This window comes from Roseospira goensis, assembly GCF_014197795.1.
Taxonomy (GTDB): Bacteria; Pseudomonadota; Alphaproteobacteria; order Rhodospirillales; family Rhodospirillaceae; genus Rhodospira; species Rhodospira goensis.
The window spans coordinates 16,412-30,064 of sequence record NZ_JACIGI010000038.1; the positions used below are offsets into that span (position 1 = coordinate 16,412).

Annotated in this window: 15 protein-coding genes; 6 read left to right on the plus strand and 9 right to left on the minus strand. The window is 73.6% G+C overall.

Going from position 1 to position 13,653, the window contains the following annotated elements; all coding sequences use genetic code 11:
• Window positions 1-37 precede the first annotated feature (37 nt).
• The 3 genes from GGD88_RS15950 (at window position 38) to GGD88_RS15960 (ending at window position 3,195) form a co-directional block, all read left to right on the plus strand.
• Window positions 38-1,252, plus strand: a complete 1,215-nt coding sequence (locus GGD88_RS15950) for a PAS domain-containing sensor histidine kinase (RefSeq protein WP_184437266.1) — start codon at window positions 38-40, stop codon at window positions 1,250-1,252.
• Between the two features lie 178 nt (window positions 1,253-1,430).
• Complete coding sequence (locus GGD88_RS15955; protein WP_184437268.1) at window positions 1,431-2,435, plus strand: EamA family transporter; 1,005 nt, start codon at window positions 1,431-1,433, stop codon at window positions 2,433-2,435.
• 313 nt (window positions 2,436-2,748) lie between these two features.
• Window positions 2,749-3,195, plus strand: coding sequence for a CBS domain-containing protein (locus GGD88_RS15960; RefSeq protein WP_184437276.1), 447 nt, complete (start codon window positions 2,749-2,751; stop codon window positions 3,193-3,195).
• Window positions 3,196-3,368: 173 nt separating this feature from the next.
• Here the strand turns inward: GGD88_RS15960 and GGD88_RS15965 are convergent, their stop codons facing one another.
• The gene (locus tag GGD88_RS15965) at window positions 3,369-4,481 is read right to left on the minus strand and encodes a DUF2125 domain-containing protein (protein ID WP_184437278.1); all 1,113 of its coding nucleotides are present in this window, start codon (window positions 4,479-4,481) and stop codon (window positions 3,369-3,371) included.
• 422 nt (window positions 4,482-4,903) lie between these two features.
• Between GGD88_RS15965 and GGD88_RS15970 the strand changes: the two genes are divergently transcribed.
• Window positions 4,904-5,494: a gamma-glutamylcyclotransferase gene (locus tag GGD88_RS15970; protein WP_184437280.1), complete on the plus strand. Its 591-nt coding sequence runs from the start codon at window positions 4,904-4,906 to the stop codon at window positions 5,492-5,494.
• A 72-nt stretch (window positions 5,495-5,566) separates the two neighbouring features.
• Here GGD88_RS15970 and GGD88_RS15975 read toward each other — a convergent pair whose 3' ends face one another.
• The 8 genes from GGD88_RS15975 to GGD88_RS16010 form a co-directional block, all read right to left on the minus strand.
• Complete coding sequence (locus GGD88_RS15975) at window positions 5,567-6,469, minus strand: bile acid:sodium symporter family protein (protein WP_184437282.1); 903 nt, start codon at window positions 6,467-6,469, stop codon at window positions 5,567-5,569.
• A gap of 40 nt (window positions 6,470-6,509) precedes the next feature.
• Window positions 6,510-7,460, minus strand: a complete 951-nt coding sequence (menA, locus tag GGD88_RS15980; protein ID WP_343056398.1) for a 1,4-dihydroxy-2-naphthoate octaprenyltransferase — start codon at window positions 7,458-7,460, stop codon at window positions 6,510-6,512.
• The gene (locus GGD88_RS15985) at window positions 7,457-8,173 is read right to left on the minus strand and encodes a class I SAM-dependent methyltransferase (protein WP_343056399.1); all 717 of its coding nucleotides are present in this window, start codon (window positions 8,171-8,173) and stop codon (window positions 7,457-7,459) included. Before GGD88_RS15985 ends, menA begins: the two co-directional genes overlap by 4 nt.
• A 120-nt stretch (window positions 8,174-8,293) precedes the next feature.
• Window positions 8,294-8,770, minus strand: coding sequence for a type II toxin-antitoxin system RatA family toxin (locus GGD88_RS15990; protein WP_184437286.1), 477 nt, complete (start codon window positions 8,768-8,770; stop codon window positions 8,294-8,296).
• Between the two features lie 92 nt (window positions 8,771-8,862).
• Window positions 8,863-9,513 carry a hypothetical protein gene (locus GGD88_RS15995; protein WP_184437288.1) on the minus strand — a complete coding sequence of 217 codons (651 nt, stop codon included), beginning with the start codon at window positions 9,511-9,513 and terminating at the stop codon, window positions 8,863-8,865.
• A gap of 3 nt (window positions 9,514-9,516) precedes the next feature.
• Entirely contained in the window at window positions 9,517-9,981 is a 465-nt protein-coding gene (gene mlaD / locus GGD88_RS16000) for an outer membrane lipid asymmetry maintenance protein MlaD (RefSeq protein ID WP_184437290.1), read from the minus strand.
• 129 nt (window positions 9,982-10,110) lie between these two features.
• Window positions 10,111-10,608, minus strand: a complete 498-nt coding sequence (mlaD, locus tag GGD88_RS16005; RefSeq protein ID WP_343056400.1) for an outer membrane lipid asymmetry maintenance protein MlaD — start codon at window positions 10,606-10,608, stop codon at window positions 10,111-10,113.
• A gap of 64 nt (window positions 10,609-10,672) precedes the next feature.
• Window positions 10,673-11,023 carry an NADH:ubiquinone oxidoreductase subunit NDUFA12 gene (locus GGD88_RS16010; RefSeq protein ID WP_184437292.1) on the minus strand — a complete coding sequence of 117 codons (351 nt, stop codon included), beginning with the start codon at window positions 11,021-11,023 and terminating at the stop codon, window positions 10,673-10,675.
• 343 nt (window positions 11,024-11,366) lie between these two features.
• Between GGD88_RS16010 and GGD88_RS16015 the strand changes: the two genes are divergently transcribed.
• On the plus strand, window positions 11,367-12,920 hold the full coding sequence (locus GGD88_RS16015) for a DegQ family serine endoprotease (RefSeq protein WP_425502606.1): 1,554 nt from the start codon (window positions 11,367-11,369) through the stop codon (window positions 12,918-12,920).
• 160 nt (window positions 12,921-13,080) lie between these two features.
• Window positions 13,081-13,581 (plus strand): DNA polymerase III subunit chi, encoded by a 501-nt coding sequence (locus GGD88_RS16020; protein ID WP_184437294.1) that lies wholly within the window; start codon window positions 13,081-13,083, stop codon window positions 13,579-13,581.
• Window positions 13,582-13,653: the final 72 nt, after the last annotated feature.

Genomic DNA, 13,653 nt, shown 5'->3' on the forward strand with positions numbered 1-13,653 from the left:
CAGGCGCGGTCGACGCGGCGAACGGGGAGCCGATACCATGACCAGCGCACACAACCGCCAGCGGATCCAACCGGCTCCGGCCGGCAACGATGATCTCGGGCTCGCGGTCGATCCGGCCGCGCTGCTGGAGGCTTTGGCCCTGCCCGTCTACGTCAAGGACACCGCCCTGGCGTTCCGGGCCTGCAACACCCTTTTCGCCGAAACCGTCATGGGGCTGCCGCGCGCCGGGCTGCTGGGGCGGCGGGTCCGCGATCTGGTGCCGGGGGCGGCGGCCGACGCCCACGAGACCCGCGACCGCGCCCTGCTGGCCGAGGGCGGCGTGCAGGTCTACGAGACCACGGTGCGCTATGCCGACGGCACGCGCACCCGGGCGCGCTTCCGCAAGCGGGTCCTGCACGCCCGCGACGGCACCGTGGCCGGCTTGGTGGGCCTGATCCAGGATATCGCGGCCGAGACCGCGCTGACCCACGCCCGTCAGGCGGCGGAGCAGGCCAACGCCGCCAAGGACCGCTTCCTGATGCACATGAGCCACCAGCTCCGCACACCCCTGAACAGCGTGATCGGCTACGCCGAGGCGCTGGAGATGGGGGTGGCCGGCCCGCTGTCGGCGGCGCAACGCGCCTACCTCGACAGCATCGTCAGCGCCGGCCGCCACATGGAATCGGTCTTCGCCGTCGTCCTGGACGTGGCCCATCAAAGCGATCCGCTGCATCGCGCCGCCGCCGGGCCGCGCGCGCCCCACACCCTGTGCGCCGAGGCCGTCGGTCGCGCCCTGCCGCAGGCGACGGCGGCCGGCATCACGCTGTCGCTGCACGACGATCCCGCCCTGTCGGACCTGCGCCTGCGACTCGACGAGCAGGCCCTGCGGCACAGTCTCGACGCCCTGCTGGCCAATGCGCTGGCGTTTACCGCGCCCGGCGGCCGGATCACGCTGAGCACGCGCCTGGATCGCGACGGCCTGGCCTTCGAGGTGGCCGACAGCGGCGGCAATCACCCGGGCGAGCGGGTGCGCGCCATCCTCGATCCGGTGCATCATCCCGCCCGGCCGGAGACCGCCGGCGTGCTCGACCTGCCCGGCTCCGGGGTCGGGCTGACCATCGTCAAGACGCTGGTCAGTGCGCTGGGCGGCACCTTCACCGTCGACAGCGTGCCGGGCCGGGGCACCACCGCCACCGTGCGGCTGCCGGCGACGCGGCTGGAGCCGGGCAGCGGCGACGACGCCCCCACCCCGACCGCCACCCCCGCCGGCTGAGATCGGGGCGACGCGGGGCCAGCCATGAGGTGGGCGCATGCCGGCCCCGTCGACCGGGAGGCGCGAAAGCCATCGCCAGCGCGCAACCGGGCGGGGTAGGCTGACCGCAACGTCGGTGTGACCGCCGGCGCCCCGGGGTCGGACCGCCGTCCGGCCCGCCCCCGTCCGAGGATGTCCCGTGCCCCCTCCCGTGCTTGCCTGGTGGCAGGCGCTGCCGGGCAACGCCCGTGGCCCCCTGTTCATGCTGCTGAGCGCCGTGGTGTTCTCGACCATGGGCGGCATGATCAAGGCCGTCGGCAGCGACCTGCACAGCTTTCAGGTGGTGTTCTTCCGCTGCGTGTTCGGGCTGCTGTTCCTACTGCCGTTCATCCGGCGCGAGGGGCTGGGCATCTTCCACACCCGGCGGCCCGGGCTGCACGCGCTGCGGGTGACCTTCGGCATCCTGGCCATGTTCTGCCTGTTCCACGCCATCACCAACATGGAGCTGGCGGCGGCCATCTCCATCACCTATGCCCGCCCGCTGTTCATGATCGTGCTGGCCATCCTGATCCTGGGCGAGGTGGTGCGCTGGCGCCGTGGGCTGGCGACCGCGGTCGGCTTTCTTGGCGTCCTGATCGTGATGCGCCCGGACCCGACGGCGCTCGATCTGGACGCGCTGGCGGCCCTGGCCTCGGCCGCCCTCATCGCCGGCGCGCTGACCATGGTCAAGCTGCTGTCGGCGACCGAGCGGCCGCTGACCATCCTGATGTGGTTCGCCACCGGCGCCGTGCTGGCCTCTGCGGTGCCGGCGGCGATGGTGTGGCGCTGGCCCGATCCGGGCACCTGGGGGCTGCTGGTGCTGATCGGGGCGGCGGCCAGCCTGGGCCAGTACCTGGCGGTGCGGGCCTACCGCGAGGGCGAGGCCACCCTGGTGACCCCGTTCGACTACAGTCAGATCCTGTGGGCCACGCTGATCGGAGTCGTTGTCTTCGCCGAGATTCCCGACGCCTGGACCCTGGTCGGGGCGGCGGTCATCATCGGCTCGGCGCTCTACATCCTGCGGCGCGAGGCCCAGCTCGGCCGCACGGTGCCGCCGCACGGCGGCGATGCCCCGGGACCGGACCCGCGCTCGGGGCCGGGGTCGGAGTCGGGGCCGGGGGCCGAGTCGGAGTCGGGCGCGCGGCCGGGCTCCGGGCGCCGCTGACGACGGCCGGCGGCTCCGTTGTCCGAGTCCCCAAGTCGGCTTATACTGACCGGAACGGACCCGTAAGACCGGCCGACGAATGAACAGACGGCATGCGTCGGCCGGCCGGTGCGACCGCACCGGCGCCGCGACGCGGCGTATGGCTCTTGTCCTGACGTGTCAGGACAAGAGCCGGCCAACATAAAACGGGCCAGCCATCGACGCCGGGCCGGGCGCCACGGCCCACCATCGCCCGGCCCGCCGCGCCTCGCGGGGCGGGACAGGGCGAAGGCCGGGACATGGCACCGGGACCGGACACCAGGGAGGTTCCAGGATGCTCCGCAAACTCGTCCCCGGGATCGTCAATACCAGCGTCCTCATCAGCGTGGGGCTGGAGGCCACCGCCCGCGAGGTCGCCGTCGCCATGGCCACCCACCGGGTGGCCGCCGTCCTGGTCATGGACGGCAAACGCCTGAAGGGCATCGTCACCGAACGCGACATCACTTGCCGGGTGGTGGCGGCCGGCCGCAACCCCGCCGCGACGCGGGTCGACGAGATCATGACCGTCGATCCTCACACCCTACCGCCCGAGGCCACCGCCAGCACGGCCCTGGACCTGATGCAGACCCGGGGCTTCCGCCATCTGCCGATCGTCGACGGCGAACGAGTGGTGGCGATGGTCTCGATGCGCGACCTGCACCGCGCCATGCACGAGCAGCTCTCGCGAGATTTGCAGGACCGCGACGAATACATTCATGGCGAGAACTACGGCGCCGCCTGACCCCTCGGGGATCCGCCGCGGCCCCGCCCGCCACCTACAGCCGATTGCGCCGGACCGGACTCGCGGCGCGATGTCGGTTTGTCGCGACAATCGGCTGTAAAATCAATAATGTAGAGCCGGTTCACGGTCGAAATCGGCCCCACCCCGGTGGTTCCGATTTCGAGCGATCGGCGCTAACGGTCGGGGACGATGGTGCCGTCGCGGTCGATGCTGAAGCCCGGCTGCACCGCCGGCACCCCGCGCGGCGCCCCGGGCGACACCCAGGGCGCGCGCGGCAGCGGCATGAGCGCGATCGGGCCGGCCCACAGCACCCCGTCGCGGGCGGTCAGCGCCACCTCCAGGCGGGGGGCGCCGTCCGGGCCGGGGCGGGCCATGCCGCCCAGCAGCACCTTGGCCATGGTGGCGTCGCGGCCGCGCACCAAGCCCTGGTTCTCCAGCGCGTCGATCACCGCCGGGAAGCCGGCGATACGGGTATCGAGCGTGCCGCGCGGGCGCAGCGCCGCGTCGAGCCCGAGCGTACCCGCCGCCGCCATCCGCAGCGGTCCCCAGGCCACCGTCAGGCTATCCACCCGCGCCCGCCCGTCCTCCACCTGCCACAGGCGCAGGGCGTCCATCGGGGCGCGCTCCGCCGGCACGTCACCCAGCACGGCGGCCTCCAGCCGCACCGTGGAGAGGTCCGGCCCCAGGGGCAGCCGGGTCTCCGGTGACAGCGCCAGATCGTCCAGCGCCAGGCTCAGGGTGCGGGTGACGTCGCGCGGCCCGGGGTCCAGCAGGGCCTTGTGACGATAGTCGACCGTGAGGCGGCCGAGCGTGGCCGGCAGCGGGGCCGGACTCGGAGCGGTCGCGGTCTCCGACTCGGCCCGGGCGTCCTCCACCGCCACCGACAGCGCCTTCAGCCGACCCTCGCCGGCCAGCGTGGCCGCCACCTCGGCGCGCGCGGCCTGCGCCGTGACGGTGAACGGCCGCGCCCCGGCGGGCCAGCTCAGGCGATGCGGCGCCTGCGCCAGGTCGACCCGCACCACATGCGGCTGGTACGGGCGCAGGGCCAGGGTGAGGGTGTCGGTCCGCCAGGTCCAGCCGCCGCGTGCCGGCGTCGCCCGGGCGCGCACGTCGGTCAGGGTGGCCGCGATCCGCCACGGGAACCCGTGTAGCTCGGCGGGACCGTGGGTGATGTCCACGCCCTCCGCCTGCTGCGCCGCCACCGCCGCCGCCACGCCACGCTTGAGCATCAGGCCGGCGTAGGCCCAGTAGGCGACATACAGCAGGACCGCCAAACCCAGCAGCACGGTCCAGCCGACGGCCGGGGGCAGGCGGCGCCGTGCTCGCGCGGGCCGCCGTCCGGGCTGACGTCCCGGCTGATGCCCCGACGACTGATGCCCCGACGACGGTTGCCCTGGGCGCCGCGCCGTGCCGCGGTCGGCGCGCTGCGCACCGGGCCGGGGCGTCGAGGGGGGCTTGCCATCGGTCGAACGGCCGGCGGAACGCGGGCGGCGCATGGCGGGTCCTCCGGGCCTTGGACGGAGAGAGGGGGCACGCGAGCCGGTCACCGAGGCCCGGCGCGCGGCGGCGCGGATTTGGCGCCCCGGTCGTGGGTCTGCTATGCACGGCACGGGGCCCATGCGCGGCCTGCCCCACGCGGCGGGCCCCACTATAGGAATCGCCGCCGCCCCGCGCCAGCCGTCACGCCGCGCCCCCAGGGAGACTCGCCATGCCGCAGGACCAGGAGCCGTCGCCCGCCCCCGCCACCTGGGGCGAGGAGGCCGAGGCCGGCGACCGTTGGGTCTTCGGTTACGGGTCGCTGATGTGGAACCCGGGCTTTCCCTTCCAGGAGCGACGGGCGGCGCTGCTGCGCGGCTACCATCGGGACATGTGCGTCGTCTCGCTGCGTTACCGCGGCACGCCGGAGCGGCCGGGCCTGGTGCTCGGGCTGCGCGGCCGGGGATCGTGCCGCGGACTCGCCTACCGGGTGGCGGCTGCGGACTGGCGCGCCGTGCGCGACTATCTGCACGAACGCGAAATGACCACCTACGCCTATCGGCCGCGCCGGGTGGGCGCGGTGCTCGACGACGGCCGCCGCGTCGCCTGTCACACCTTCGTCGCCGATCCGCACCATCCCCAGTATGCCGGTCATCTCGACCTGCCCGAGCGCGTCCGCCTGATCCGCCAGGGCGAGGGGCCGCGCGGCACCGCCCGGGCCTACCTGGCCAGCACCGTGGACCATCTCGACGACCTGGGCATCCGCGACGGCCACCTGCACGACCTGCTGGACTGGGTCGACGGCGCCCGCCCGCTGCCCTGACTCAAAGAGTGCAGGGCGGGGTCACGCGATCAATCCGAACCACGTCGTGGTTCCGATTTCGAACAATCGGCTCTAACCGGCCGCGCCCGCGCGGGCCAGGGCGCGCGCCCGCCAGCGGCCCCAGGCGATCAGCGCCGCCGCCGTCAGGTTCATCATCAGCGCATACAGGATCGCCGGCACCACCATCTCCGGCCGGCCCAGCACGCTGGTGGCCAGGAAGATCGCCAGCGCCACGTTCTGAAGGCCCGCCTCCATGGCGATCGCCAGGGTGTCGGCCAGACGCAGCCGCAGCAGCCACGCCGTCAGCAGTCCGCCCGCCATGGTGGCGCCGTTCAGCGCCAGCACGATCAGGCCGATGTCGCCGATGTGGGCCACCATGGTCTCGCGCTGGCCCACGAAGGCGCCGATCACGATGACCGCGAAGATGCCGGTCGCCAGCCCGCGCGCCTTCGGCCGCACCGCCGCGCTGGCACGCGGGACGCGGGCGTTGAGCAGCATGCCGAGCGCGATCGGCACCCCGGTGACCCCGAACACCCCAACCAGGATGCGCTCCAGCGGCAGCGCGACCGCCTCCGCCTGGCCCAGGAGCAGGCCCTGGCTCAGGCCCAGCACCAGCGGCACCGTGACGATGCCGATCAGGCTGGACAGCGCGGTCATGGAGACCGAGAGCGCCGCGCTGCCGCCGGCCAGCACGGTGAGCAGGTTGGACGTGATGCCGCCGGGGCAGGCCGCCAGCGCCATGATGCCGAGCGCGAACACCGGCGCGGTGGCGCCGGCGGCGGCCGCGCCGTCGCCGGCCAGATAGACCAGCACCAGCCCGGCCCCGATCAGCGGCAACAGCACGATCTGGTTCACGAGCCCGGCCCCCAGCGCCAGCGGTTGGCGCAGGATGCGGGTGAAGTCGTCGAGCCGCAGGCCCAGGCCGATCGAGAACATGATGAAGCCCAGGCCGAGGGGCAGCAGGAGGTCGATCATCGCGGCAGTCTCCTCGCATCGTCCCGGGGGCCGTCGTGCCTCACAGCACCACCAGCCCGACCGCGCCCGTGACCACGAGCGCGACCTGAAGGCCCCCGGTCCGGGCCAGGCAGGCGTTGAAGGCGGCCCCGTCTCCGGCGTCACGGAAGGCACGCCACGCCCGCCACGCCAGCGGGGCGCAGACCAGGCCGAGGGCCACCCCGCGCACCGCGGGGTCCCACAGCGCCAGCGCCAGCAGCCCGGCCAGCGCCGCCACCAGCAGCCCGCCGTAGACCGCGGTGGCGCGCGTCCGCCCGAGCCGGATCGCCAGGGTGCAGCGCCCCGCGCGAGCGTCGCTCTCGCGGTCCCGGGTGTTGTTGACCAGCAGCACGGCCGCCGCCGGCAGCCCGACCACCAGCCCCAGCAGCAGCGCCGACGGCCCCACCGTTCCCGTGTGCAGCCACACGACGCCGCCCACGGCGACGACGCCGAAGAACAGGATCACCAGCAGTTCGCCGAACGGGCCGCGCGCGATCGGGCGCGGCCCGGCCGAGTAGGCATAGCCGGCCAGCACCGACAGCACGCCGATCACCAGGATCGGCCAGCCACCCACGATCACCAGCCACAGGCCGCACAGCACCGCCAGCCCGAAGGCGGCATGGGCGGCGGCCAGCACCTGGCGCGGCGTCATCCAGCCGCGCTCGCTCACCCGCACCGGCCCCAGGCGGTCGCGGCCGTCGGTCTTGTTGAGGGTGTCGGCGGCATCGTTGTGCAGGTTGGTGCCGACCTGGATGGCCAGCGCCGACAGCGCCGCGGCGCCGGCCACGTCGGCCCGCGCCGCGCCGGTCTCGGCCCAGGCCAGCGCGGTGCCGGCGATCACCGGCGATACCGACAGCGGCAGGGTGCGCGGCCGGATGGCGTGCCAGGCGACCACCGGCCACGACGGGCGCGCACCATCGGCGCCGGCGGGGCGATGAGGTCCCGGCGGCGGCGGCTCGGGCGGACGGCTCACGGATGTGCCGCCGGGCGCCGGCCGCCATGGATGGCCGCGATCCCGAACATCAGGTTGCGGTAGCGCACGTCGGTCAGTCCCGCCTGCTGAAACCATCCGACGAGCGTCCTCTGATCGGGAAAGTCGGCGATCGAGTCGATGAGATACCGATAGGCCTCGGGCTTGCCCGCCACCGCCGCCCCCAGGCGCGGGATCATGCGCCGCGAGTAGGACCGGTAGAGGCCCCGGATCGGACGCGCCGGCGTCGAGAACTCCAGGCACAGGAACCGCCCCTCCGGCGCCAGCACGCGGACGATCTCGGCCAGCGCGGCGTCGCGGTCGCGGAAGTTGCGCAGACCGAAGCCCAGGGTGACGAGGTCGAAGGTGCCGTCGGGGAACGGCAGCCGCTCGGCGTCGCCGCCGACCCAGCGGACGCGCGGCCCGGCGTTGCGGTCGCGCCCGGTGGCCATCATGCCCTCGGAGGCGTCGCACACCACCACGGCCCAGCCGCCGTCCGACAGTTCGTCGGCGATGTCGCCGGTGCCCCCGGCGAGATCCAGCGCCAGGCCGCGCCCAAAGGGCTTACCGGCCATGCGGCGCAGCCGGCGCTTCCAGCGGCGATGAATGCCGAAGCTCATGATGTCGTTCATGAGGTCGTAGCGCGGTGCCACCGCGTCGAACATGGCGCGGATACGGCGCGGGTCCTGCGGATGCTCCTCCGCTGCCGGGGCCACGACGGTCCCGGGGCCTGGGTCGGATGTGTGCGCGTCTGGTTTCACGTCATCCCCACTGTCTCGCGTCAAGCGATCCTGACGGTGTCGCGCGGGCGACTCCAGCCCGCGCCGGTCCCGGTGTCAAGGCGCCCGACCGGTCCCGCGTCCGCCGCCGCGCCGTCCCGGGCGCCCGTGCAGCGTCGCCACCCGCCGGCCGACGGCGTTGAGGCCGCTGCGCAACAGGGCCGGGAAGACGCGGTTGAACACGGCCCCGGCGACGCGGTCGGCCATGGCGTACTCGGCCTCCAGGGTCACGCGGGTGCGCCCGTGGGCGGCCTCGGCGAAGCCCCAGGTCTGGTGCAGCACCTCGAACGGGCGTTCGTGCGACACGATGTCGATGCCCTGGGGCGGGGTGAAGCGGGCGCGCGACAGGAAGGTGGTGGTGAGGCCGCCGGCGCCCACGGTCTGGCGCACCAGCAGCCGGTCGTCGTCCCAGCCCTCGGTGCGCACGGCCTTGAAGCCGGGCATGAAGTCGGGATAGCGGGCGACGTCGGCGATGACGTCGTAGACCGCCGGGCGGGGGAACGGGAGGTCACGCTGGAGTCTGAGGGTCGCCATCGCTGCGGTGCGGCCGTGCCGGGAGCGGGGAAGGTCGGTGCCGGTCCTGGGTAGGCCGGCGGCGCCCGCGGGTCAAGGCACGGGGTGCCGCGTCACGGGCAGGGGTGGGCGCGGCTGTCCGGGATACAGACGGTCGCCTGCTGCAACAGGGCGATGGCGGCGCGCTGCTGATCCGGCGCGATCCCCGGGCCGGCGGTCGGGTCGAAGGGCTCGGTGCGCCACGCCCGCTGCACGATGTAGATCCCCTCCAGGCCGCGCATGGCCTTGAAGAACGCGGTCTCCCCCAGCCCGCTGCGGGTATTGCGGCTGCACCCCAGGGTCCAGAACCCGGTCTCGTAGCCGTTGGTCTCGCCGCTCTGGAGGCCGCCGCCGAGGCTGCGCTCGCAGTCGGCTTCGTAGCCGGCGGCGGCCCGGTCATGCAGCGCCCCGAGCGGCGGCGGCTGGGGCGTCTTGAGCACCTGCACGGCGATCATGTCGCGCCACGCCGCCGGGTCCTGGTCCTCCGGAATCAGGTGCAGCACGCGCAGGGCGTCGCGCTCGTCGCGCTGCACCGCCGTCCACCCCGCCGGGGCCTCGAACACCAGCCGCTCGGCCCCGCCGAAGGGCAGGCCGGCCGTCCCGCCCTGGCCCGGTCCCTCCTGGGCCGCCGCCGGGCGCGCGCCGGCGAGACTCCCCCCAAGACCCGCGACCAGTCCCGCGATCAGGACCGCCGCCAGCCGCGATGCGGCGGGCCGCCCGGCCATGGCTCAGTCTCCGCCCGCGCCGGCCGGCTGGGTGGCGAGGAAGATGATCTCGCCCACCAGATCCTCCAGCGACTGGTAGTCCTCGGTGCGCTCCAGGGTATCGCCCGGCGCCAGCGTGTCCTCGGCGCTGCCCGGGATCAGCTTGACGTAGCTGCCGCCGAGCAGCCCGTCGCTGGTGATGACGGCGCGGGTATCGCGCGGCAGCCGCACGTCCTCCAGCACGTTCATCGTCACCACCGCCTCGAAGGTCTCCGGATCCAGCGTCTGGCCCGTCACGGAGCCGACCTGGATTCCGGCCAGGCGCACGTCGCCGCCCACCGACAGGCCGCCCACCTTCATGAAATGGGCACTCACCGGATAGCCCTTGACCTGGCGCAGGTCGGCGGTGGTGTAGGCGAAGACCAGGAAGACGGCGGCGACCAGCAGAACCAGCGCCCCCATGATGGTCTCCAGGGGATTGCGGGTCATGGCGGCTCGGTCCTTCCTTTCTCTGGCCTGTTCGTCTCTGGCCTGTTTGGGGCCGTTCTCTGGGGCCTGTTTGGGGCCGTTCTCTGGGCCGTGCTGCGGTCGGTCGGCCGCCGGGGGCGGCCCCGGACGTCAGTACCCCACCGACTCGGTCGGGTCCAGGCCGCGCTGTTCCTTGGCCCGGGCCACGATCTTGCCCAGCAGGTCCTCGATGATGACCGAGTCCTGGGTGTAGTCGAGGCTGTCACCCGGCGCCAGCGTATCCAGGGCGCCGCCCGGCTCCAGTTCCACGTACTTGCCGCCCAGCAGGCCGTCGGTCTGGATCAGGGCCGCCGAATCCTCCGGCAGCGCCACGGTCCCGGCGACCCGCAGGGTGAGGACCGCCCGGTAGTAGGGATCCAGATGCATGGCCACAACCTGGCCCACCGGCATGCCGGCGATGCGCACCTCGGTGCCCGGCCCGATGCCGTCGACCTGGCCGAATCGCGCCGACAGCTCGTAGGCGCCGTCGCTCAGCACCGACCCGGCGGTGCGGTCGCCGATGCCGGACGAACTGTAGGCGAAGACCAGGACGGCGGCCGTTAGCACGGCCGCCCCGACGGTCATTTCGCGCCGTGTCTCGGTGCTCACGCGGGCCTCCCTGGTGGCGGTCGCGGCAGGCGCTTGCGGCGGTCGCCCGGGTCAGGTGACCCGGTCAGGTGCCGGGGGTCCAGGCCTCGTAGTCGCCGCTGGCCGGCTGGCGCTGGCCCCCGCGGCGCTCGTCGCCGGTCGGCACATAGGCGCCGGGGGTGCCGGACAGGTTGGGCACGTGCTCCTTGACCCACGGCCGCTCCAGTGTGGACAGCGGGGCGGCCACGGTGTGGTGCAGCCACGCATGCCACTCCGGCGGGACCTTGGAGGGTTCCGCCGCCCCCTTGAAGATGACCCACCGCTTGGGACGGCGCCCCTGGGGCGGTCGGCGCTCCTCGAAATAAACGTTGCCAAAGCGGTCCGCGCCCACCCGGCGGCCGCTCAAACGGCTGAACAATCTGGTGCCGATCGACATGGTCGTGCTCGCCTGAGGATCCCTCTCGCTTCGGGCCGAGACAGTAGACCGGATCGCGGGCGGTTGGAAGCGTGAAGGCGCGGACCGCGCGGCCCATGACCGGACCGTTACCGCGAGTTCACCGGAACACCCTCAATTCGCCGCATTTCCCGCGTGTCGTACAGGACCGTCGACGGGCCCGGCCGGCCCCGGCGGCGGCGCCGCTGCTTGGGCGTCGTTGCTTGATCGGGACCCTGGCGCGGCCTACATCCCCGGGAACCGGGTGCGGCGTCGCGACCGGCCCTCGGGCCGACGCCGGCCCCACCGGACCGGGCCGCTCGGGTCCTGCGAACCGTGTCCCCCTATGTCTGACCGGGAGGTCTCCCTCGTGTCTCGTCGTTCCAACGCCCCGTCCGTCGCCCGCGCCGTTCCCGCGGAGGCGCGGGCCCGCCAGGCCATGGCCTGGCTCGTCACCGTGCTGGTGACCGCGGCCGTGCTGCTGACGGCGGCCGCGGCGCCGGCGCAGTCCCGCCCCGCCCCGGAGAGCTTCGCCGACATGGCGGAGCGCCTGCTGCCGTCTGTCGTCAACATCTCGACCACGCAGACCGTGGATCCGGAGCGCGGGCCGTCGGTCCCGAACTTTCCGGAAGGGTCGCCGTTCCGCGACTTCTTCGACGAGTTCTTCGACCGCCACGGTGGCCCCCCGATGCCCGGCCCGCGCCGCGCCACCTCGCTGGGCTCCGGCTTCATCATTGAGGAGTCGGGCTACATCGTCACCAACACCCACGTCATCGCCGACGCCGACGAGGTGACAGTCACCCTCAGCGACGACACCGCGCTGAAGGCGGAGATCGTCGGCCGCGATCCGAAGACCGACATCGCGCTGCTGAAGGTCGAGCCGGACCGTGCCCTGCCGGCGGTGCCGTGGGGCGATTCCGATGCATCCCGCGTCGGCGACTGGGTGGTCGCCATCGGCAACCCGTTCGGCCTCGGCGGCTCCGTGACCGCCGGCATCATCTCGGCGCGGGCGCGCAACATCAACGCCGGGCCCTACGACAACTTCATTCAGACCGACGCCTCGATCAACCGCGGCAACTCCGGCGGCCCTCTGCTCAACCTGGACGGGCAGGTCATCGGCATCAACACGGCCATCTTCAGCCCCTCCGGCGGCAGCGTCGGCATCGGCTTCGCGGTCCCCGCCAACCTCGCCAAGCAGGTCATCAGCGACCTGAAGGAGTACGGCCGCACCCGCCGCGGCTGGCTCGGCGTGCGCATCCAGACCGTGACGCCGGAGATTGCGGAGAGCCTCGGCCTCGACGACGCGTCCGGCGCCCTGGTGGCCTCGGTCAACGACGGTGGCCCGGCCAAGGAAGCCGGTCTGCGCGCCGGCGACGTGATCCTGCGCTTCAACGACCGCGACATCGCGGAGATGCGCGAGTTGCCGCGCATCGTCGCGGAAACCGCGGTCGGCGCCAGCGTGCCGGTCAAGGTGTGGCGCAACGGCGAGGCCCAGACCTTCGACGTCGAACTGGGCGAGTTGGAGGCGGCCGAGGACCAGGGCCTGCTGGCGGCCGAGACCAACGGTCCCGGCAACGGCGGCCGCAGCAACGGCAACACCGGGACCGCCGACGTGCTGGGTCTGACCATCCGGCCGCTGACCCCCGACCTGGCGAGCGAGTTCGATCTGCCCGAGGACACGGGGGGCGTGGTCATCACCGACGTCAACGCCGACAGCGACGCCGCCGCGAAGGGTCTGCGCCCCGGCCACGTCATCGTCGAGGTCAACCAGGAACCGGTCGGCACCCCGGCCGAGGTGCGCGCCGCCCTCGACGCCGCCCGCGACAGCGGCCGCAGCTCCGTGCTGCTGCTGGTGCAGCGCAACGGCTCGATGTCGTTCCTGGCCCTCAAACTGAGCTGAGGCATCACGTCCGCGCGCTCGGCCTCCGGCCCCGCGGCCGCCCGCGATCCCGGCGGGCCGGCGGCGGGGCCGTCCCTGTGCCCGCGGCGCCCCCGCCGCCGTCGTCCGCACTCTGCCTCACCCTGCCCCGCCCCGCCCCGCCCCACGTCGCCCCACCCCCATGGCCCGCGTCGACTTCTACCACCTGGAGCTTTGGCCGCTGGAGCGGGCGCTGCCGCGGCTGCTGACCCGCGCCTACCAGTCGGGGGCGCGTGTGCTGGTGCTGGCGGGCTCGTTCGACCGCGTGCGCGCGCTCAACGGGTTGCTGTGGACCTTCGACGCCAACGCCTGGCTGCCGCACGGCTGCCGCGACGACGGCTTCGCGGAACACCAGCCGATCTGGCTCAGCGACCACGAGGAACGGCCCAACGGCGCCACCCTGGCGGTGCTGACCGAGGGCATGACGGTGGCCGACCCGGGTCAGTGGGACCGGGTGCTCGACCTGTTCGATGGCCGCGACGCAGCCGCCGTCGGCGCCGCCCGAGACCGCTGGCGCGCGGCCCGCGCTGGCGGCCATGCGCTGCACTACTGGCAGCAGACCGAGCGCGGCGGCTGGGTCGAGAAGACCCGCGCCGGCACCGGCGCCGGCGCCGATGATGTGTGTAGGTCCAGGCAGATGTGAGACTGGGTGAGCCGCGCTTGCACCGGGCTGGGGGCATGCCCCCAGCCCGGTGCGAATTCGGTTTATAACCGA

Bases quoted from the DNA above. Each gene is read 5' to 3' on its own strand.
- mlaD (WP_184437290.1), bottom strand. From the start codon at position 9,981: ATGACCCGCAATCCCCTGGAGACCATCATGGGGGCGCTGGTTCTGCTG.
- GGD88_RS15995 (WP_184437288.1), bottom strand. From the start codon at position 9,513: ATGGCCGGGCGGCCCGCCGCATCGCGGCTGGCGGCGGTCCTGATCGCG.
- GGD88_RS16015 (WP_425502606.1), top strand. From the start codon at position 11,367: ATGTCTGACCGGGAGGTCTCCCTCGTGTCTCGTCGTTCCAACGCCCCG.
- GGD88_RS15975 (WP_184437282.1), bottom strand. From the start codon at position 6,469: ATGATCGACCTCCTGCTGCCCCTCGGCCTGGGCTTCATCATGTTCTCG.
- GGD88_RS16010 (WP_184437292.1), bottom strand. From the start codon at position 11,023: ATGTCGATCGGCACCAGATTGTTCAGCCGTTTGAGCGGCCGCCGGGTG.
- GGD88_RS16020 (WP_184437294.1), top strand. From the start codon at position 13,081: ATGGCCCGCGTCGACTTCTACCACCTGGAGCTTTGGCCGCTGGAGCGG.
- GGD88_RS15960 (WP_184437276.1), top strand. From the start codon at position 2,749: ATGCTCCGCAAACTCGTCCCCGGGATCGTCAATACCAGCGTCCTCATC.
- GGD88_RS15990 (WP_184437286.1), bottom strand. From the start codon at position 8,770: ATGGCGACCCTCAGACTCCAGCGTGACCTCCCGTTCCCCCGCCCGGCG.
- GGD88_RS15950 (WP_184437266.1), top strand. From the start codon at position 38: ATGACCAGCGCACACAACCGCCAGCGGATCCAACCGGCTCCGGCCGGC.
- GGD88_RS15970 (WP_184437280.1), top strand. From the start codon at position 4,904: ATGCCGCAGGACCAGGAGCCGTCGCCCGCCCCCGCCACCTGGGGCGAG.